Source organism: Pseudomonas cavernae (genome assembly GCF_003595175.1).
In the GTDB taxonomy this organism is placed as follows: domain Bacteria; phylum Pseudomonadota; class Gammaproteobacteria; order Pseudomonadales; family Pseudomonadaceae; genus Aquipseudomonas; species Aquipseudomonas cavernae.
The window spans coordinates 1957610-1976935 of the sequence record NZ_CP032419.1 but is presented as its reverse complement, the minus strand read 5'-3'; the positions used below and the strand labels follow the sequence as shown (position 1 = coordinate 1976935).

General features: G+C 63.6%; 18 protein-coding genes. All 18 read right to left on the bottom strand.

The features are described 5' to 3' along the window. Window positions 1-13: 13 nt before the first annotated feature. Window positions 14-1711, bottom strand: coding sequence for a fused response regulator/phosphatase (locus D3880_RS09130; protein WP_119893152.1), 1698 nt, complete (start codon window positions 1709-1711; stop codon window positions 14-16). A 4-nt stretch (window positions 1712-1715) separates the two neighbouring features. Then, a complete protein-coding gene (locus D3880_RS09125) occupies window positions 1716-2021 on the bottom strand; it encodes an STAS domain-containing protein (protein WP_119893151.1) in 306 nt (101 codons plus the stop codon). 178 nt (window positions 2022-2199) lie between these two features. Next, window positions 2200-2649 (bottom strand): flagellar export protein FliJ, encoded by a 450-nt coding sequence (fliJ, locus tag D3880_RS09120; protein ID WP_119893150.1) that lies wholly within the window; start codon window positions 2647-2649, stop codon window positions 2200-2202. Window positions 2650-2861: 212 nt separating this feature from the next. Further along, window positions 2862-4214 carry a flagellar protein export ATPase FliI gene (fliI, locus tag D3880_RS09115; protein WP_119893149.1) on the bottom strand — a complete coding sequence of 451 codons (1353 nt, stop codon included), beginning with the start codon at window positions 4212-4214 and terminating at the stop codon, window positions 2862-2864. Continuing rightward, the gene (gene fliH / locus D3880_RS09110; protein WP_119893148.1) at window positions 4204-5007 is read right to left on the bottom strand and encodes a flagellar assembly protein FliH; all 804 of its coding nucleotides are present in this window, start codon (window positions 5005-5007) and stop codon (window positions 4204-4206) included. Before fliH ends, fliI begins: the two co-directional genes overlap by 11 nt. A 175-nt stretch (window positions 5008-5182) precedes the next feature. After that, a complete protein-coding gene (gene fliG, locus D3880_RS09105) occupies window positions 5183-6199 on the bottom strand; it encodes a flagellar motor switch protein FliG (protein ID WP_119893147.1) in 1017 nt (338 codons plus the stop codon). Next, complete coding sequence (gene fliF / locus D3880_RS09100) at window positions 6192-7988, bottom strand: flagellar basal-body MS-ring/collar protein FliF (RefSeq protein WP_119893146.1); 1797 nt, start codon at window positions 7986-7988, stop codon at window positions 6192-6194. The genes fliG and fliF overlap by 8 nt, the downstream gene beginning before the upstream one ends. A gap of 14 nt (window positions 7989-8002) precedes the next feature. Then, on the bottom strand, window positions 8003-8332 hold the full coding sequence (fliE, locus tag D3880_RS09095; protein WP_119893145.1) for a flagellar hook-basal body complex protein FliE: 330 nt from the start codon (window positions 8330-8332) through the stop codon (window positions 8003-8005). A 210-nt stretch (window positions 8333-8542) separates the two neighbouring features. Then, window positions 8543-9949: a sigma-54-dependent response regulator transcription factor FleR gene (fleR, locus tag D3880_RS09090; RefSeq protein WP_119895706.1), complete on the bottom strand. Its 1407-nt coding sequence runs from the start codon at window positions 9947-9949 to the stop codon at window positions 8543-8545. 6 nt (window positions 9950-9955) lie between these two features. Continuing rightward, window positions 9956-11164 (bottom strand): sensor histidine kinase, encoded by a 1209-nt coding sequence (locus D3880_RS09085; protein WP_119893144.1) that lies wholly within the window; start codon window positions 11162-11164, stop codon window positions 9956-9958. A gap of 201 nt (window positions 11165-11365) precedes the next feature. Next, complete coding sequence (locus D3880_RS09080; protein WP_119893143.1) at window positions 11366-12838, bottom strand: sigma-54 dependent transcriptional regulator; 1473 nt, start codon at window positions 12836-12838, stop codon at window positions 11366-11368. 246 nt (window positions 12839-13084) lie between these two features. Next, the gene (locus tag D3880_RS09075) at window positions 13085-13381 is read right to left on the bottom strand and encodes a flagellar protein FliT (RefSeq protein ID WP_119893142.1); all 297 of its coding nucleotides are present in this window, start codon (window positions 13379-13381) and stop codon (window positions 13085-13087) included. Between the two features lie 17 nt (window positions 13382-13398). After that, window positions 13399-13785, bottom strand: a complete 387-nt coding sequence (gene fliS / locus D3880_RS09070; RefSeq protein WP_119893141.1) for a flagellar export chaperone FliS — start codon at window positions 13783-13785, stop codon at window positions 13399-13401. 58 nt (window positions 13786-13843) lie between these two features. Next, window positions 13844-14239 carry a flagellar export chaperone FliS gene (gene fliS / locus D3880_RS09065; protein ID WP_119893140.1) on the bottom strand — a complete coding sequence of 132 codons (396 nt, stop codon included), beginning with the start codon at window positions 14237-14239 and terminating at the stop codon, window positions 13844-13846. A 6-nt stretch (window positions 14240-14245) separates the two neighbouring features. After that, window positions 14246-15667 (bottom strand): flagellar filament capping protein FliD, encoded by a 1422-nt coding sequence (gene fliD, locus D3880_RS09060; RefSeq protein ID WP_119893139.1) that lies wholly within the window; start codon window positions 15665-15667, stop codon window positions 14246-14248. Window positions 15668-15738: 71 nt separating this feature from the next. Further along, window positions 15739-16113 (bottom strand): flagellar protein FlaG, encoded by a 375-nt coding sequence (locus D3880_RS09055; protein ID WP_119893138.1) that lies wholly within the window; start codon window positions 16111-16113, stop codon window positions 15739-15741. Window positions 16114-16190: 77 nt separating this feature from the next. Next, the gene (locus D3880_RS09050; RefSeq protein ID WP_119893137.1) at window positions 16191-17657 is read right to left on the bottom strand and encodes a flagellin N-terminal helical domain-containing protein; all 1467 of its coding nucleotides are present in this window, start codon (window positions 17655-17657) and stop codon (window positions 16191-16193) included. Between the two features lie 363 nt (window positions 17658-18020). Beyond that, entirely contained in the window at window positions 18021-19319 is a 1299-nt protein-coding gene (flgL, locus tag D3880_RS09045; RefSeq protein WP_119893136.1) for a flagellar hook-associated protein FlgL, read from the bottom strand. Window positions 19320-19326: the final 7 nt, after the last annotated feature.

The following is a 19326-nucleotide window of genomic DNA, read 5'->3' as shown; positions in this document are numbered from 1 at the left end:
GTAGGTGACGGAATTATGCCTGAGCCGACCAGTGAAACTCCACGCAGACCACCCGCCCATCGTTCTCCCAGGAACAGTTCTGCGTCAGCTCGCGCACCAGGCGCAAGCCACGACCGCTGAAGCAGTCCAGAGCCTGCTGCTGGGCCAGCACCCGCTCGACATCGAAGCCGGCGCCGCTGTCCTCGACCCGGATGACCAAGCGCCCGCCGTCCGCCTCGGGCAGCAGTTGCAGGTGGAAGCGCACGTAGCCCTGGTCGAGGCTGGCGAGCCGCTCGCCACGCTCGCGGTAGTACTCGGTGAAACCGACGGCATCGCGCTTGCGCGTCGAATCCAGGCCCATGACGCCGTGTTCGAGGGCATTCGAGTACAGCTCGGCGAGCACGCTGTACAGCGCCCCGCCCTGGGCGCGCAGGCCCCGCACTTCGAGGAGCAGTTGCAGCAGGAACGGTAGCGGGTTGAAGCGGCGCAAGGTCTGGGCGCGGAACTCGAAGCTGGCCGCCCAATCCAGCGGACTGCTCTGGCCGCTGTCGACGAAGGCCAGCGGTGGCCGCGGCAAGGCGCCCTCCTCGACCAGCTGCACCTCGACCATGCTGATGTCGTCCTGCGCCTTGCCGCGAAAATGGCTCAGCGCCTGCTGGATCTCCTCGAACAGCCGCTCGAGCTGACGATTGGCCTCGAATAGCGCCTGCAAGCGCTCTTCGCCAAACAAGCGCTCCTCACTGTCCTGCGCCTCCAGCACGCCATCGGAGAACAGGAACACGCGGTCGCCGGGCTCTAGCGGGTAGATCTCGCAGTCGTCGTTGAAGGCCTCCGGCTCCAGCACCCCCAGCGGCAAATGGCGCGACACCAGCGGCAGCCGTTCGCCATTGCCGGCGCGCAACAGGTGGCCATCCGGCAGGCCGCCGTTCCAGACCTTCAGGGTACGACGCTGGAGGCTGATGTTGACCAGGGTCGCGCAGCAGAATACCCCCAGCGGCAGGATGCGCTTGAGCTTGGCATTCATCTCGCGAAGGATTTCGGTCATGGAATGGCCCTTGGCGGTCATCCCATAGAACACCTCGGCCAGCGGCATGGCACCGATCGCCGCCGGCAAGCCATGGCCGGTGAAATCGCCGAGCAACACGTGCATGCCGCCGGAGGGCTTGTAGGCGGCCAACAGCAGATCGCCATTGAACAGCGCATAGGGCGATTGCAGGTAGCGGATGTTCGGCGCGTCGAGACAACCGGAGTGCGCCACCTTGTCGAACACCGCCTTGGCCACCCGCTGCTCAGACAACAGGTGCTCGTTGTGCCGGGCGATCAGGTCGCGCTGTTCCAACACAGTGGCCTGCAGGCGGCGCAGGCGATCCATGGCCTTGATCTTGGCCTCGAGGATCACCCGGTTGTAGGGCTTGGCGAGGAAGTCGTCGCCGCCGGCCTCCAGGCAGCGCACCAGCGCTTCGCCCTCGGTCAACGAGGTGAGGAAGATGATCGGCACCAGCGCCTCGCCGGCCGATTGCTTGATCCGCCGCGCCGCCTCGAAACCGTCCATCACCGGCATCAGGGCGTCCATCAACACCAGCTGCGGGCGTTCCTGCTCGAACAGCGCCACCGCCTCCAGGCCGTTGCTGGCGGTCAGCACCCGGTGACCCTGGCGATTGACGATGGTCGACAGCAGCATGCGATCGGCTGCGTTGTCCTCGGCGATCAGAATGGACAGACGCGTAGGCATGGTGTCAGGCGATCTTGAACAGCTGCTCGAAGTTGGAAATGGCGAGGATCTTGCGCACGTTCGGGTTGCAGTTGACCAGACTGATCTGCGCATGGTCGCCGCCGGCATGATCGCGCAGCAACAGCAGCATGCCGAGCGCCGAACTGTCGAGGTAAGTGGTGCCCTCGAGATCGACGACGTAGCGTTTCGGAGAGAGGTTCACGCGCTCGTAGGCATCGCGAAATTCCTGATGCGCACCGAAATCAAAACGCCCCTGGATCGAGATGGTCAGTTCCTGTCCATCGGCCGAGGGGTGCGAGGTGATCGCCATGCAGAACTCCTTATGCAACGAAAAGATCGGACAACTACGAAGGTGGAAGATTTAGCACCCGCAACGGTCGGCGGCAACCACCATTCACCAGGCTATGCAAAAACCGCCGTTGCCGGTGATGCAGCCCTGGGAAAGCGGCTTGCTCCTGACACTCGGGCGGCACCCGTCTGCGCGCCATTCACTCCTGCCCAGCCTTATGCAGGCGCTGCGACAGCTCGTCGAGCAGGCGTTGCTCGCGTTTGTCGGCGGCCAGCCGCGCTTCGTCCTGATAGCGTTGCACCAGCTTGCGCAGGCCTTCCAGCCGCGCATAGCGCTGCTGCCAGAGCTCACGCGCCTTATTCAGGTTGTCGCGATGCCAGTTGGTGCTCTGGCGCTGCTGGCCGATGGCGGTCTCCAGCTGCGACAGGAAGCGCTGGTAGTTCATCAGCCATTGCCCGGAAACCCCACGCTGGCCTTCGCTCAGCCATTGCTGCTGATAATCGCCACGGTAACGCTCGAGCTCGCCGAGCTTGGCCTCCGCCTGCTTGACCAACCCCTGCTGATGGCCAAGTTGACGCGCGGCCTCGCGCTCGTCGCGCTCGGCCATTTCGATGACTGGCTGCAGACGCTTGGCGCGACTGAGGGTCATGGCGCCAGGCCAACAGCTGGAAATGTAGATCCCGTGTTCATGCACAAGCCCTTATGCCGACCAACTCGTAGGATGGGTTGAGCAACGCGATACCCATCATTCCGATGCCATCCGGCGTTTAATTCCTAATACAAGATTCTTCGCTGCCCGATCTGCCGCTCGTTGGGTATCGCTGCGCTCAACGCCAACCTACGACGGCCACTCGATGCGCCTTAAGTCGGCCGCCCGAATACCCCGGTCAGCTGGGCGCCGCTCTGCGCCAGCCCCTCGCTCTCGCGCAGGCCCTGACGCAGATACTGCTGCATGGCCGGCAGGCGGGCGATGGCCAGGTCGGTGTCCGGATCGCCGCCGGCCACATAGGCGCCGACGCTGATCAGGTCGCGGCTCTGCTGGTAGCGCGACCACAGCTGTTTGAAGCGCTGCGCCTGGCGCATGTGCTCCTCGCTGACCACCTGCGGCATGACCCGGCTGATCGAGGCCTCGATGTCGATGGCCGGGTAATGCCCCTCCTCGGCCAGCCGCCGCGACAGCACGAAGTGGCCGTCGAGGACGCCGCGCGCCGAGTCGGCGATCGGGTCCTGCTGGTCGTCGCCCTCGGACAGCACGGTGTAGAACGCGGTGATCGAGCCGCCGCCCTTCTCCGCGTTGCCGGCACGCTCGACCAGCTTCGGCAGCTTGGCGAACACCGACGGCGGATAGCCCTTGGTCGCCGGCGGCTCGCCGATGGCCAGGGCGATCTCGCGCTGGGCCTGGGCGTAGCGGGTCAACGAATCCATCAGCAGCAGGACATTTTTGCCCTTGTCGCGGAAGTATTCGGCGATGCGCGTGCAGTACATCGCCGCGCGCAGGCGCATCAGCGGCGCATCGTCGGCCGGCGAGGCGACCACCACCGAGCGCTTGAGGCCTTCTTCGCCGAGGATGTGCTCGATGAACTCCTTGACCTCACGGCCCCGCTCGCCGATCAGCCCGACGACGATGATCTCCGCCTCGGTGAAGCGGGTCATCATGCCGAGCAACACCGATTTACCCACGCCGGTACCGGCGAACAGGCCAAGACGCTGGCCGCGGCCGACCGTCAACAGGCCGTTGATGCAGCGGATGCCGACATCCAGCGGCTCGCTGATCGGATGCCGGTTGAGCGGGTTGATGGTCGGCCCGTCCATCGGCACCCAGTCCTCGGCACGCATCCGGCCCTTGCCGTCGAGGGCGTTGCCGACCCCGTCGAGCACCCGGCCGAGCATGCTCATGCCCATCGGCAGGCGGCCGGTATCCGGCAGCGGCACCACGCGGGCGCCGGGGGCGATGCCGGCGAGGCTGCCGACCGGCATGAGGAAGATCTTGCTGCCGGAAAAACCCATCACCTCGGCCTCGACCTGCACCGGGTGGTAGTCGCCGTCGTTGATCACCAGGCAGCGGCTGCCGACCGCCGCGCGCAGCCCTTCGGCCTCCAGGGTCAGGCCGACCATGCGCAGCAGACGGCCCTCGACCACCGGCTGTTCCGGCAGCTGCACGGCGCCGGCATAGCCGGCCATGCGCTTGGCGAAACTGGTGCGCTCAAGACGCATGGGCAGGCTCGGCCGCATCGAGGCCCAGGGTGATGTCGGCCGCCAGTGGATGCACCGCCTGCTCGCGCTGCTGCTCGAACAATTGCTTGATGGCCTGGCTCAGGCGCGTTTCGACACTGGCATCGATGCGGCTGTGCTCGGTTTCGACCCGGCAGCCGCCGGGCAGCAGCGCCTCGTCCTCGAGCAGGCGCCAGCTCTCTTCGTGGCGCTCGCGCAGGGCTTTGACCACGGCGAAATCCTGCGGGTTGATGTGGATACGCACATTCTCGACGCCCATCGGCAACAGCTTGAGCGCCTCGCGCAGGACATGGCGGATCTGGCTGGAGTCGAGGGCCAGCTCACGCTGGATCACTTGGCGGGTGACATGGTTGACCAAGGTGACCAGCGAATGCTCGAGCTGCTGATCCTGCTCGGCAATCGGCTCGAACAAATGCTGCATCAGGGCTTCCAGGCTGGCCAGCTTGGCGTTGAGCGCCAGTTCGGCTTCCTGCTTGGCTTTCAGCTGACCGGCGCGGAAGCCGTCTTTCTCGCCGGTGGCGAAGCCTTCGTTGTAGGCGTCCTGACGAATCGCCTCCAGCTCGTCGAGCGTCAGCGGCTTGACGGTCTCGACCGGCACCTCTTCGCCCTGGGCGGAGGGTTCGCTGGCTTCGACCGGCAGGCTGACAGCCTCGGCCTCGAGCGCCTCGACTACGGGCGCCTCACCGGCCGGATCGAAGCTCGGCAGGGCCCAGCGATCGAAGACGCTGACGTCCTTGGCGCGGATCAGCTCGCTGGGGTTTTCCTTGGTCGACATGGTTTGGGATTATCCGGTAAAGGGCTTAGTCCGTAGGATGGGTGGAGCGAAGCGATACCCATCTTGCCGGCGTTTTGCTGATCTACTTTCCACACGAAACGCTGCGTGGCCCGACCTGACGCTTGTTGGGTATCGCTGCGCTCAACGCCAACCTACGATCGGTGCCCCATCGCACCTACAACATCTCCTCGCCGCCCTTGCCGCCGAGGACGATTTCCCCGGCCTCGGCCATGCGCCGGGCGATGGTGAGGATTTCCTTCTGCGCCGCTTCGACGTCGCTGACTCGCACCGGGCCGCGGGCTTCCAGATCGTCGCGCAGCAGTTCGGCGGCGCGCTTGGACATGTTCTTGAAGACCTTTTCCCTGACCCCCTCGTCGGCGCCCTTGAGCGCCAGCACCAGCACATCCGAGGAAACCTCGCGCAGCAACGCCTGGATGCCGCGGTCGTCGACATCGGCGAGGTTGTCGAAGACGAACATCAGGTCCTCGATCTGGGTCGACAGATCCGAGTCGACTTCGCGGATCGAGTCCATCAGCTGGCCTTCGATCGAGCTGTCGAGGAAGTTCATGATGTCTGCCGCGCGCTTGACGCCGCCCATGGTCGCCCGCGAGCTGTTGGCGCTGCCGGAGAACTGCTTCTCGAGGATCAGGTTGAGCTCCTTGAGCGCCGCCGGTTGCACGGTGTTCAGCGACGACACGCGCAGGACGATGTCCAGGCGCACCTTGTGATCGAAATGGCCGAGCACTTCGCCGGCCTGATCGGGGTCGAGGTAGGCGACCACGATGGCCTGGATCTGCGGGTGCTCGTAGCGGATCACGTCGGCGACCGCGCGCGGCTCCATCCACTTCAGGCTGTCCAGACCGCTGGTGCTGCCGCCGAGGAGGATGCGGTCGATCAGGTTGCCGGCCTTGTCCTCGCCGAGGGCCTGGGTGAGCATGCGACGGATGTAGCTGTCGGCGCCGACGCCGAGGCTGGTCTGATCGCCGACGGTCTCGACGAACTCGCCCATCACCTGCACGACCTGCTCGCGCTGGACGTTGCGCATGTGAGCCATGGCCACCCCGACCTTCTGCACTTCCTTCGGCCCGAGGTGGCGCAGCACCTGCGCGGCATCAGTTTCGCCGAGCGAGAGCAGGAGAATCGCGGCCTTGTCGACCTTGCTCAGTTTGGTGGCGACGCGGGTATCACTCATCGGCGTTGATCCACTCTTTGACGACTTGAGCCACACGACCCGGGTCTTCGGCTACCAGGCCCTTGATCGCATTCAGTTGCGCATCATAACCCTCGCTCGGGCTCGGCAGCAGGATCTGCCCAGGCCCGCCGAGGCTCACGCGATCGGCCGACAGCGCGCCATCCAGACCGCCCATGTCGCCCAGATCAATATCGCCACCGGGGCCGCTGGCCATCAGCTCCTTGCCCTTGCCGCCGGTGATGTTGTTGAGCACCGGGCGCAACACGCCGAACACCAGGACGAGGATGAACAGCACGCCGAGCACTTGCTTGACGATGTCCCAGAACCAGGGCTGGGTGTAGAACGGGATGTCGATGATCTCTTCACCCTGGCTGGCGGTGAACGGCGTGTTGATCACGCTGACGCTGTCGCCACGGCTGGCGTCGAAGCCGACCGCGTCCTGCACCAGACGGGTGAAGCGGGCGATATCGGCGGCGCTCCAGGGCGTGCGGGTGACTTCACCGCTCTTGGCATCGACCTTGAACTGGTCGTCCACCACCACCGCGACGGAAAGCCGGCGCAGACGGCCCTGCTGCTGCTTGGTGTGACTGATCGAACGGTCCAGCTCGTAGTTGCGGGTCGCCTGCTCGCGCTTGTCGGCCGGGTACGGCGCCAGCTTCGGCAGGCCGCTGGCCGGGTCGATGACCTGCTGACCATTGGCGTCCAGCAGCGGCCGACCGGCCGCCACCGGCCCCGCCGGCGCCTGCGCGGCCGGGGCGTTGGCTTGCTGCGGCGCCGTGCCCGGCGCCGGCGGCTGGTTGGACAGCGCGCCCGGCACGCCTTGCGGCGGCAGGCTGCTGTGGCGCTCCTCGTTGACCTTCTGCTCGCTGCGCAACGCCGGCTGGTCGGGGTTGAACATCTCGGCGGTGGATTCCACCGCGCTGAAGTCGACGTCGGCGGAGACTTCCGCTTTGAAGCGGTCGCCGCCCAGCACCGGACGCAGGATGTTGTCGACCCGCTGGGTCAGGCTGCCTTCCATGCGCCGGGTGAAATCGAACTGCTTGCCGGCCATGCTCAGCTCGGACTGCTCCTGCTGATCGGACAACAGGTTGCCCTTCTGGTCGACCACTGTGACTTGCGACTTGTCCAGTTCCGGCACGCTGGTGGAGATCAGGTTGATGATCGCCATCACCTGGCTCGGCTCCAGCGAGCGCCCCGGATACAGCTCGACCAGCACCGAGGCGCTGGGCTTGCGCTCGTCGCGGACGAACACCGAGCTTTTCGGAATCGCCAGGTGCACGCGCGCGCCCTTGACGTTGTTGAGGCTCGACACCGTGCGCGCCAGCTCGCCTTCCAGGCCGCGCCGGTAGCGGGTGGCTTCCATGAACTGGCTGGTGCCGAGGCCCTGGTCCTTGTCGAGAATCTCGAAGCCGACGCTGCTGTCCTGCGGAGCGATGCCGGCGCCGGCCAGCTTCATCCGCGCGCGGGCCAGATCGTCGGCCTTGACCAGCAAGGCACCGGTGCTGGGCTCAATGCTGTACTTGATGTCGGCGGCGGCCAGGGTCTCGGTGACCTGGTTGGCATCCATCCCCGCCAGGCTGCCGTACAGCGGCCGGTAATCCGGCTGTTGCGACCACAGCACCACGGCAAAGCCGATCGCCACGCTGGCGGCCAGGCCGACCAGCAGGCCGACCTGGCGCAGCATGCTCATCTCGGAAAGGTTTTCCAGGAACGCCAGGCCGAACAACGGCTTCTTCGGCTCCTGCGCATCCGCCTTGGCGGGAACGTTACTGATCACTGCTTCAGCCATGAATTAGTTCCGCCTTACACCGGCATTTGCATGATGTCTTGATAGGCCTGGACCAGCTTGTTGCGCACCTGGGTCATGGCCTGGAACGACACGCTGGCTTTCTGCGAAGCGATCATCACATCGGTGAGGTCGATGCCGCTCTTGCCGATCTCGAAGGCTTCGGCCATCTGGGTGGACGTCTGCTGGGTCTCGTTGACCTTGTTCACCGCCTGCCCAAGCATGTCGGAAAAGCTCGGCGCCCCTGGCTCAGGCACGCTGACCGCCGGCTTGCTGCGCGCCATCGCCTCCATTTGCATGGAGCGCATTTCCAACATCAGACGATTGAATTCGACACCCTGGCTCATAACTTCCTCCGCTGGCCGCGGTTTTTTGACACCGCTTGGCGCTTTGCAGGGGTAAGTGCAACAAGGGTGCCAAATGCAAGCAACGGCAGGAAAAGCAAAGCCCGATACAGGACCGGGCTTTGCTTTTCGTAGGATGGGTTGAGCAGCGCGATACCCATCGACAGAGTTTCATGGGTATCGCTGCGCTCAACCCATCCTACGGTGCAGGCTTCAGCTGGCGAACAGATAAGCCTCGACATCCATTCCCGCATCACGCATCTGCGCCAGCTTGTAACGCAGGGTGCGTGGGCTGATGCCCAGGCGCTCGGCGGCCTCCTTGCGGCGGCCGCGCTCGGAACGCAAGGTGTCGATGATCATCTGATACTCGTGGCGACGCATGTCTTCGCCCAAGGCGCTCGCGGGCTCGGCCAGCGGCGCTTCGACCAGGCTGACCGGGCTCGCCACCGACAGCACCGGCGGCGGCATGAGCGGCGCCGGTGCCAGGCCGATCGGCGCGGTCAGGCACAGGTCGTGCGGCTGGATCAGCCCGCCCTGCTGGAGAATCAACGCGCGCTGGATGGCGTTGTCCAGCTCGCGCACATTGCCCGGCCAGGCATGGACAACCAGGCAACGCTGCGCCTCCGGCGACAGGCGCACATTGGCCTGATTCATTTTTTTGGCGTGCTTGCCGAGCAGGCGCTCGGCCAGCGGCAGAATATCGGCGGTGCGTTCACGCAGCGGGCGCCACGCCAGCGGGAATACCGAAAGCCGGTAGTACAGATCCTCACGGAAACGCCCGGCCGCCACTTCCCCGGCCAGATCGCGGTTGCTGGTGGCCAGCACGCGGATGTCCAGAACAATCGGCTTGCGCGCACCGACCCGCTCCACCTCACGCTCCTGCAACACGCGCAACAGCTTGGCCTGCAGGCCTAGCGGCATCTCGGAAATCTCGTCGAGCAGAATGGTGCCGCCGTCGGCCAACTCGAACTTGCCCGGCTGCGCGGCAATGGCGCCGGTGAAGGCGCCCTTTTCGTGACCGAACAAGGTGGCCTCGAGCATGTTGTCGGGAATCGCCGCACAGTTGATGGCGATGAAGGGCTTGGTCGCACGCGGCGACTGCTGGTGAATGTAGCGCGCCAGAACCTCCTTGCCGGTACCGGACTCGCCGGTGATCAGCACGGTCGAGTCGCTGCGCGCCACCCGGGCGGCCAATTCCAGCAGCTGTCGGCTGGCCGGTTCCATCGCCACGGGACCGTCGCTGTCGCCACGACCGAGACGGCCAAGGGCATGGCGCGCCACCAACTCCAGCAGCACCTGCGGTTCGAAGGGCTTGACCAGATAGTCGGCCGCGCCCTGGCGCATGGCATCCACCGCCCGCTCGACCGCGCCGAAGGCCGTCATCAGCAACACCGGTAACTGTGGGTATTGCGCGCGGATACGCCCGAGCAACTGATGGCCATCCATGCCCGGCATGTTGACGTCACTGATCACCAGGCTGAACACCTCGCGGCCGAGCGCCTCGAGCGCGGTTTCGGCGCAATCCACCGCCAGGTACTCATGCCCGCCGATCAGCAGGGTATCGGCCAGGGCCTCGCGCAGCGCGCGGTCATCTTCGACCAATAGGATTTTGGCAGTCATCGACATCTACTCCTGAATCGATTGCGCCGTGGGAATCAGCGGCAACAGCAAGATGGCGCAGGTGCCGCGCCCCGGTCGCGAGCGCAATTGCAGCTCGCCCTGGTGCGCACGCGCGACGGCCTTGACCACCGCCAGGCCGAGGCCGGTACCGGTGGTCTTGGTGGTGAAGAAGGGCTCGCCGAGACGCGCCAGCGTCGCGGCGTCGATGCCCGGACCGTTGTCGCTGACGCACAGGCGCAAGCGGTTGCCGCGCGTGGACAGATGAATCTTCAGGCGTGCCTCGCGGCCGGCGGCCTGAATGGCGTTATCGATCAGATTGAGCACGGTTCCGACCAAGGTGTCGCGGTTGCACAGCAACTCGCCCGTATGGCTATCGCACTGCCAGCGCACTTCCATGCCGGCAACATGCGCCTCGGCCGCCCCGCGCAAGGCCTCGAACAGCGCCTTGGGCGCCAGGCGATCCGGCAGCGGCAGGTCGCCACGGGCGAACACCAGCATGTCGCGCACCTGATGCTCCAGCTCATGCAGGCGCTCCTTCAGGCGCCCGGCGAAACGCTGCTGCTGCTCGACCTCCAGCACCTGCTCGGTCAAATGGCTGGCATACAGCAAGGCGGCCGACAGCGGCGTGCGGATCTGATGCGCCAGCGAGGCGACCATGCGCCCCAACGAGGACAGACGCTCGTGGCGCGCCAGCTGCTCCTGCAGACGGCGGGTATCGGTCAGATCGGTCAGCAGCACTAACTGCCCGGGCTCGCCCGACAGCGAACGGGTAGCGATCGACAAGCGCCGACCATCCTTCAGGGAAATTTCGTGGCCATCGTCCTCGCGCGGGGCGAAACAGCGGGCGATCACCTGGCGCCAGAGCATGCCGGCCAGCGGCTGGCCGAGCAGATTGCGAGCCACCGGGTTGGCCTCGCGCACCACGCCCTGGCCATCGATGACGATCACTCCGCCGGGCAGCAGATCGAGCAGGCTCTGCAGGCGATGCGCCAGACGCTCCTTCTCTGCCAACTCCTGCATACGCTGGGCGCTAACCAGGGCCAGTTGCCCTTTCAGCTCGACGACACGCGCCTCCAGCAGGTTGTAGGAATCGCTGAGCTGGTTGGACATCTGATTGAACAGCGCGAACGCCTGCTCAAGGCCGGCACGGCTGGCCAGCTCCGCGGCAGCGGGGCTGTCGGCGTCGGGGCGGAATACTGCAGCGGGTTGGCTCATGCACGTCTCTCTGTCTCGAACCGTCGGTAAACGGTCAGTCGACAGAGGTATAGCAATCGCCGTGCCTAAAATTATTTAGTTATTTATCAGTTACTTAGCAAATAAGCGTCAAATATTCGGCTTATCTTGGCGGGGTTCTGCGGGGGACTGGCCGACAACCGTCAGCCGCCTGGCTCCCGCGAACGGGAGCCAGGTAGAGGATCAATCCTGCTCGACTTCCTCGTCGCGGCGATTCATGCCGTACTTGCGCATCTTCTCCACCAGGGTGGTGCGGCGGATCCGCAAACGCTCGGCGGCGCGCGCCACCACGCCACTGGCGTCATCCAGCGCCTGCTGGATCAAGCCTTGCTCGAGGTTGCCGAGGTAGTCCTTGAGGTCGAGCCCTTCCACCGGCAACAACGTCGACACACTCATCCCAGGCAGACCGGAGACGATCGCCGCGCGCTCCTCCAACTCATCGCGCAGGGTGTTGGCGAGTTGCTCATCTTCTTCGTCGACATGGCGGAACTTCTTCGGCAGCTCGCTCACGCCGATCACCCCGTAGGGGTGCATGATCGCCATGCGCTCCACCAGGTTGGCCAGCTCGCGGACGTTGCCCGCCCAATCATGCCGGCAGAGCGACATGATTGCCGCGGAGTTGAAGCGGATCGAGCCACGCTTCTCCACTTCCATGCGCGAGATCAGCTCATTGAGCAACAGCGGAATGTCCTCCACCCGCTCGCGCAGCGGCGCCATCTCGATGGGGAACACATTGAGGCGGTAATACAGGTCCTCGCGGAAGGTGGCCGCCTCGATCATCTGCTCGAGGTTCTTGTGGGTGGCGGCGATGATGCGTACATCGGCAGATTGCGTCTTGTTGCTGCCGACGCGCTCGAAGGTGCGCTCCTGCAGGACTCGCAGCAGCTTGACCTGCATCGGTAGCGGCATGTCGCCGATCTCGTCGAGGAACAGCGTACCGCCGTTGGCCAGCTCGAAACGCCCCGCGCGGCTGGTGATGGCCCCGGTGAAGGCACCCTTCTCATGGCCGAACAGCTCGCTCTCCAGCAACTCGGCCGGAATGGCGCCACAGTTGACCGGCACGAACGGCGCCTCGCGGCGCCTGGAGTGATAGTGCAGGTTGCGCGCCACCACTTCCTTGCCAGTGCCCGACTCCCCGAGAATCAGCACGCTGGCTTCGGTATCGGCGACCTGCTGCATCATCTGCCGCACTTGCTGGATGGCACGACTGGTGCCCACCAGGCTGCGGAACAGATTGGGCTCGCGCTGGCGGCCGCGATCACGGGCCTGATCGTAGATTTCCCGATAGACCTGGGCGCGATGCAGCGAATCGAGCAGTTTGTTGTAGCTGGGCGGCATTTCCAGACTGGCCAGCACGCGGCGGCGCAGATCTTCCGACCAATCGGCGGGCACCGGCTCACCGATCAACAACAAGGGCACCAGCTCATCCCAGCCGGTCAACTGCTTGAGCAGCTCCAGCGCCCCACCCTTGCTCTCGACATCGCCCAGCAACACACAGAGGACATCGCGGGTGCTGGACAGCGGCTCGACAGCCCCCCGCCAAGTTCCGCTAGCACAAGCAATGTGTTCTTCCCCAAGGAAATTCAGGATGACCGCCAAATCCCGGCGGCGCTCACTGTTGTCATCGATCAGCAGAATTTTGGTTTCACGCCACATCTTTTTTTGATCTGTCTGGTGGGCTGGAAGGAAGAGCAGGCGCCATAAAAATATCGCGAACTCGCCGGCATTTAGCCACTATTAAAGTCAAAAAAACGGCAATAGTCAATTTTATGGCGTGATTTTTTTGATTTCCCCGATGCGCAATTTCAGAACTGTGAATTAGTTCGCGGGGTTAGGCATAGCCGAAGGGAATGGCTAGCCTGAGAGGATCGGTGAAGGCATTGCCGAAGTGCGGCAGGGGCCTCAACCAAACAACTGATAGACCTTGGCGCCCTGCTGCGACTGGTTAAGCTGGATCAATTCACCCGCCAGACGCTGCTGCTCGTGCTGGCAGACTGTCACTAACTGACGATAAAGATCGAGCAACTCCTGCATCCGCGCGCGCAGCAGCGTTTCGTCACGCGCAGGCTCGACCATGGCCTCCTCCACTGCCTGGCGGCATTGCAGGTCCAGCGCGCCGATCGCGGTCCAATCCTGGCTGGCCAGGGCACTGCGCAAAGCGCTCCCCGTCTCTTCAAGAAATTGCACAGATGAACTCATGAATCCTCTCCTCGGGATTACACCTGCGGCGCAATCTCGTCCCAGCCTGATTTGATGTTACGCAGCAAACCCGCAACCTCGTCGAGTTTGGCCGGGTCATTTTCCCTATTGGCCTCAAGCAGCCGGGTGGTCATATAGTCGTACAGACGATCGAGGTTCAGCGCCAATTCGCCACCCGCTTCCAGGTTTAGCCCTTCGCGCAGCCCACCGACAATGGCGATCGCCTTGCCGATCAGCTCGCCTTTCAGCGCCACCTGACCACGCTCGAGAGCGCCACGCGCCTGGGCCATGCGGGTCAAACCACCCTCCATCAGCATCTGGATCAACCGATGCGGGCTGGCATCCACGGCCTGGGCCTGGGTATTGACGGTCTGGTACTGACGCAGAGCTGCCATCGCGTTCATGTCGTTTGCCTTGTTCGCTGACTTGATACTCAAAGTATCGGCTCAGCGAATCAAAGCTTTAGCGGGATTTCGCCTCTATCTTGGCGGTTTCCGGGCCGATGCCATCCCAGGCTTGCTTGATCTGCAGCAGCAAGGCCTCGACCTCATCCAGGCGGCGCGGCGTATCGTCCAGCGCCACACCGGCCAGACGGCGGGTCATGTAGTCGTAGAGCGCGTCGAGGTTTTCGGCGATCTCGCCGCCCAGCTCCGGATCCAGGCTCTCCTGCAGCGCGCCGAGGATGCTGAGGGTGGAGCCGACCGCCACACCACGCACTTCTGGTTTGCCGTCCTGCATGGCCAGGCGGGCCAGGGACAACCGCTCCAATGCGCCCAGCAACAGCAGTTGCACGGCATGGTAAGGGCTTACCTCCTGGCTGGAGGTGACCTGCTTGTAGGTATCGATGGGGTTGGCCACGGCTACTTAATCCTGCGGCACGACGCCGGGCAAGCTGCTGAGTGCCTGAGTCAGGCGGTCAGCAGTTTGATTGAGACTACCCACCAGTGAATCCATTGCATTGAATTGCTTGAACAAACGCTGCTGCACCTGCGCCACGCGCAATTCCAGGGCCTCTTTCTGCTTGTCCACCGATTTAAGGGTGCTCTGTAGCCCGTCCATGCGCTGCTGCAGGATGCCGCCGGTCTGGATATAGCCATCGACCCTGTTATTCAGGCGATTCATCAACCCTTGGTCGCCGGTGAAGAAGCCGGCAACTGCGTCGAAATTCTCCTTCAACGCCTTGTCCAGCTTGGTGTCATCGATCTTCAGGGTGCCGTCCTTCTGGGTAGAGATTCCCAGGTCGGCAAGGACGCGCACACCGGCTTGGTCGGCCGGTGCGACCAGCTCGTTGCGAATCCCGCCGAGCAGGGTACGCACCGTCGCGTCGCCAACCAAGCCACCCACCACCGGCGCCTTGCCGTCGCCCACGGCGACCACGGTAGTCAGCTGGTTGGTGGTACTGACCAGCTTGTTGTAGGCATCGACGAACTTCTTGATGTTGGCCTTGACCCCACTCTTGTCTTGATCGACGGTGAGGGTCAGGGCCTTGTCGGCATTGGCGGCCTTGAGTTCGAGGGTGACCTCGGGAATGGCACCCGTCACGCTGTTGCTCGCGCTTTCCAGAGCCAGGCCGTCGATGCTGAATTTGGCGTTGCGCGCAGCCTCGATCACCCCGCTGCTGGCGGCATTGGCGCTGTCCAGGGTACCGCTGCCGATAGTCAGCGCCGCCAGATCGGGATCGGCGCTAGTGAGCTGCACGTCGTTGCCGGCACCGCTCTTGCTGGAGCTCAGCACCAGACGCGTCTTGCCGTCGCTCGGGTTGGTCACCAAGTTGGCGGTCACCCCCTGATCCTTGAGCTTGGTGTTGAGCGCATCGCGCACCTGGGCCAGGGTGGCGCCTTCGGCGATCTCGACCTGGGTGCCGGGATCGGCGGCGCCGACCTTGACCGTCAGGGTTCCAGCAATGCCATCGGCATCGGCGTTAGGGGGTACGGTGAAGTCGCTGGCCAGGGCGGCGCTGGCCACCTTGCTGCCGCCTGCCAGCTGGCTGACCTTGAGGCTGTAGCTGCCGGCCAACGCAGCCGTGCTCGCCGTAGCCGTGAGCAGACTGGTGTCGGAAGACGTGGCCGAGCGATTCTCGAACAATGAAGTCTTGTTGAGATCCTTCAGCGCGGTCTGGAAATCACTGAGACTGCCCTTGAGCTGCCCCAAGGCGGAGAACTTGGTCGTGGTGGCCTTTTCCAGACGGGCCAGCTGGGCGTCCTTGGGAGCCCGGTCGGCATTCACCAGGGCCGAGACGATACTGTTGATATCGATACCCGAGCCCAGTCCTGAAATTCCTGCCATCTCACCACCTCGTCAAGGGTTTGGCGCTTGCGCACTGAATCCCTCTAAACAAACAAATCCCATGCCAGCTTTCAGGCTTGCGCCTGAAACAATAGGCTGCGCGCCTCGGAAAGGCTCTCGGCCAGCTTCAGCACCTCTTCGGAAGGAATCTGCCGAATGACCTCACCGGAGGCGGTGTCCGTCACCTTGACCACCACCCGACCGGTGGAATCGTCCAGGGTGAAATTCAGGTTGCGCTGAATGTTCTGCACGAAGTCCTGGATGCTCGACAAGGCCGACTCGACCGGCTGCGCATCCTGTTTCGGTTCCGCCCTACCCGTTTGATATGCCTCGACCTGAGTCGCGGTGACGGGTTGGCTCGAGGCCGACCGATCAGCATCCACGCCCCTCGGCTGACGGACTACCGCCCCTGTCTGGGACAGGGCATTCAAAGCATTAACGTCCATCACCTCACCTCACATGGCAAGACGGGGGGAAGCGCCAAGCACTTCCCCCCGCAGTGGTTACGCAGAGCCGCCTTGGCTTAACGCAGGAGGCTGAGCACCGCCTGCGGCAGCTGGTTGGCCTGGGCCAGGATCGCGGTACCGGCCTGCTGCAGCACCTGGTTCTTGGTCATGTTGGCGGTTTCGGCGGCGAAGTCGGTGTCCTGGATACGGCCACGGGCAGCAGAGACGTTCTCCGAGATGTTCTGCAGGTTGGAGATGGTGTTCTCGAAGCGGTTCTGGATCGCACCCAGGTCGGCACGCTGGCTGTCGACCTGGCCGATGGCCGCATCGATCACCGAGATGGCGCTTTGGGCGCCGCCCTGGGTGGCGATGTTGACGTTGGATATCGAGCTGAAGGAGCTGTTGTTGGTGCCTGCAGCAGCAAACACATCGGCATTAGCAGTTGCGGTGGAGATCTGCCCCTTGGAGCTGCTCAGTTCGACGGTGCCGGTTTTTACGGCGTTGGCAGTGGCTGCGGCGCCATCAGTCAGCATACTGCCACCAAACAAAACCGTATCGCCAGCGGCACCAGCAGTGTTGTCGAAGGTACCCAGTCGGATATTGCGACCATCAGTGGTCGATAGGGTCAGGGAGTCTTTAGCGCCGGTAGTGGTAAAGCTGGCGGTAATCCCGGTACTACCGGATACACCGTTGATGGCCGATTGCAGCGCAGTGAGGTCCGAAGCGTTAGTAACACTGGCACTGATGGCCGAACCATTCAAATTGAAAGACACGGTACCGGCCGCCGACAGACCGCTCAGTGTCGTGCTGTTAGTGGCGGTAGCGGTAACGCCAATGCCACCGGCAGCGGTGTTAATGGCGGAAGCAATAGTGTCAGCTCCAGCGTTCGCAGCATAGTTAATGTTCGATGCAGTCCCCGCACTTGTAGTGATCGCAAGATCGGCTTCAACGGCAACTCCGTTACCTGTGCTGTAAGCAGTGGCGCTGACGAGCACATTACCGGTCACTGTGCCATCCGCTGTCAGCACGTTGCTGCCCAACGCCGAGCTACGAGCATCGGCCACAGCGACATTGATGGTTTCGTTGGCCTGGGCGCCGACCTGGAAGGACTTGGTGCCGAAGCTGCCATCCAGCAGTTTTTGGCTGCCGAAGCGGGTGGTATCGCCGATACGGGTCAGTTCGGACTGCAGCTGAGTCACTTCGGATTGCAGCGCGTTACGCTCGGATGAACCGTTGGAACCGTTGGCGGATTGCAGCGCCAGATCGCGCATGCGCTGCAGGATGTTGGTGGACTGCTGCAGGGCGCCTTCCGCGGTCTGCGCCATGGAGATGCCGTCGTTGGCGTTACGCACCGCCACGCCCAGGCCGTTGACCTGGCTGGTCATACGGTTGGAGATCTGCAGGCCGGCGGCGTCGTCCTTGGCGCTGTTGATGCGCGAACCGGTGGACAGGCGCTGCAGGGAAGTATCCAGCGCCTTGGACGAGCCGTTGAGGTTGCGCTGGGCGTTGAGGGAAGCGACGTTGGTATTGACGGTCAAGGCCATGATGGTGTCCTCCGAGGACTAGCGTATTTGCCTGAGCTTGCGACCTTGGGCGGGCAGTGCCCAGGCACCCTTAAAGTTCGCATTCGTGATTTATATCGGCGCTTGCGGGGGGAGCTTTAGGTTTTTTTCAGATTCTCCTGTTATTTTTTTTATTGTTATAAAACAGAAAGTTGTGAATAAAAGGCAGCATAAAGCCATGATTGGTCGAGTTTTCGGCGCGGCTTTGCTTCTGTAGGAGCGGATTTATCCGCGAACCTGGGCAATACCGTGTCATTGCCATCGCGAATAAATTCGCTCCTACATCGGCGTAACCCACCAAGCCCCGCATGGGGCTCTTGCCGCCCCTACGGACGACTCACAGGCTTAGCGCAACTGATTGAAAAGATTCAGGCCGCTGATCTTCACGTAACTTTGTTGCGCCGCCTGCAGGATGATCTGCTGGAAGGACAGTCGCGACAGCGCCTCGGCGTAGTCCAGTTCGCGCAGGTCGGCCTGCACCGACTTGTTCACCAGGGTCACGTCTTCGTTATCGGCCAAGGTCGAGTCCACCACGTTCAGGCGCGAGCCGATCTGGCCGCGGGCCTGGTCGACCGCGCCCATGCCGTTATCGAGATTGGTCAGCCCCAGCGCCACGGCATCGCGCACATCACGGTTACCCTGCGGGGAGTCCTCGCCATCCTCGAGCGCCTTGCGCAAGGTGGCAATGGTATTGAGGATGCCGACCTTGTTGTCCGGCGCCGTCAATGGCGGCACGGGCGTAGCCGGGTCACCGTCCGGCCCAAGAATGGTAAAGCTCGAACCGGCAGGCGGAACGCCGTTCACATAGAAGGCCGTGCCGTTGTAGTGCAGCAGAGTGTCCTTGTCCTGGCTCAACTGACCAGTGACCGCGCTGCCTGCATCCAACACCGCTGGCGTCGGTGGTGTGGCGGTAGGATCGGCTGGCGTGATGATCTTGCTAATCGTGTAGCCTCTCGGATCGGCCGCGTCGATATCGATTTGCACACCGTACTGCGGAAAATTGGCAAACGACACCTCGTCGTCGACCAGCGCCCCGCTGATGGTCCCCGCCGGGGTACCGCCTACGCTCAAGCGCCCAGAATTCTGGGCATTCTCGAACACCGCACGGCCGTTATCGCTGATCGGTAGTTGCAGCGAGCTGGCGACCTGCAATTTGCGTTGGCCATCATCACCCATGTACTGGTAGCTACCGTCGGGGTTGCGGACGAACGGCTGGGTCTTGCCCTGGAAGCCAGAGAACAGGTATTCGCCGCGCGCATTGCGGGTATTCATCAGGCCCAGCAGCTCATCCTCGCGCTCGCCCAGTTCGGCGGCGATGGATTGCCGGTCTGCCTGGCTCAAGGCGCCGTTGCCGGCCTGCACGGTCAACTCGCGCACGCGCTGCAGCACGGTGTTGACCGAATTGAGCGTGACTTCTTCCTGGCTCAGGCTGTTCTTCGCCGCCGTCAGGTTGGCGTTGTATTGGCCGAGCACGCTCTGCTGCTGCTCCAGTTGCAAGAGGCGCACGGAGGCAACCGGGTCGTCCGCCGGCGTGAGGATGCGGTTGCCGGTGCTGATTTGCTCCTGGGTGCGGGTCGCGTTGGCATAGTTGCGCTGCAGGCCCGATACGCCGTTGTTGAACGCTTGAAGGGTAGAGATGCGCATGACGGGG

Bases quoted from the DNA above. Each gene is read 5' to 3' on its own strand.
- fliF (WP_119893146.1), bottom strand. From the start codon at position 7,988: ATGGCTGAAGCAGTGATCAGTAACGTTCCCGCCAAGGCGGATGCGCAG.
- D3880_RS09050 (WP_119893137.1), bottom strand. From the start codon at position 17,657: ATGGCCTTGACCGTCAATACCAACGTCGCTTCCCTCAACGCCCAGCGC.
- D3880_RS09125 (WP_119893151.1), bottom strand. From the start codon at position 2,021: ATGGCGATCACCTCGCACCCCTCGGCCGATGGACAGGAACTGACCATC.
- fliE (WP_119893145.1), bottom strand. From the start codon at position 8,332: ATGAGCCAGGGTGTCGAATTCAATCGTCTGATGTTGGAAATGCGCTCC.
- fliH (WP_119893148.1), bottom strand. From the start codon at position 5,007: ATGTCGACCAAGGAAAACCCCAGCGAGCTGATCCGCGCCAAGGACGTC.
- fliI (WP_119893149.1), bottom strand. From the start codon at position 4,214: ATGCGTCTTGAGCGCACCAGTTTCGCCAAGCGCATGGCCGGCTATGCC.
- D3880_RS09080 (WP_119893143.1), bottom strand. From the start codon at position 12,838: ATGTGGCGTGAAACCAAAATTCTGCTGATCGATGACAACAGTGAGCGC.
- D3880_RS09085 (WP_119893144.1), bottom strand. From the start codon at position 11,164: ATGAGCCAACCCGCTGCAGTATTCCGCCCCGACGCCGACAGCCCCGCT.
- fliS (WP_119893141.1), bottom strand. From the start codon at position 13,785: ATGAACGCGATGGCAGCTCTGCGTCAGTACCAGACCGTCAATACCCAG.
- flgL (WP_119893136.1), bottom strand. From the start codon at position 19,319: ATGCGCATCTCTACCCTTCAAGCGTTCAACAACGGCGTATCGGGCCTG.
- fliJ (WP_119893150.1), bottom strand. From the start codon at position 2,649: ATGACCCTCAGTCGCGCCAAGCGTCTGCAGCCAGTCATCGAAATGGCC.
- D3880_RS09130 (WP_119893152.1), bottom strand. From the start codon at position 1,711: ATGCCTACGCGTCTGTCCATTCTGATCGCCGAGGACAACGCAGCCGAT.
- fliG (WP_119893147.1), bottom strand. From the start codon at position 6,199: ATGAGTGATACCCGCGTCGCCACCAAACTGAGCAAGGTCGACAAGGCC.
- D3880_RS09075 (WP_119893142.1), bottom strand. From the start codon at position 13,381: ATGAGTTCATCTGTGCAATTTCTTGAAGAGACGGGGAGCGCTTTGCGC.
- D3880_RS09055 (WP_119893138.1), bottom strand. From the start codon at position 16,113: ATGGACGTTAATGCTTTGAATGCCCTGTCCCAGACAGGGGCGGTAGTC.
- fliD (WP_119893139.1), bottom strand. From the start codon at position 15,667: ATGGCAGGAATTTCAGGACTGGGCTCGGGTATCGATATCAACAGTATC.
- fleR (WP_119895706.1), bottom strand. From the start codon at position 9,949: ATGACTGCCAAAATCCTATTGGTCGAAGATGACCGCGCGCTGCGCGAG.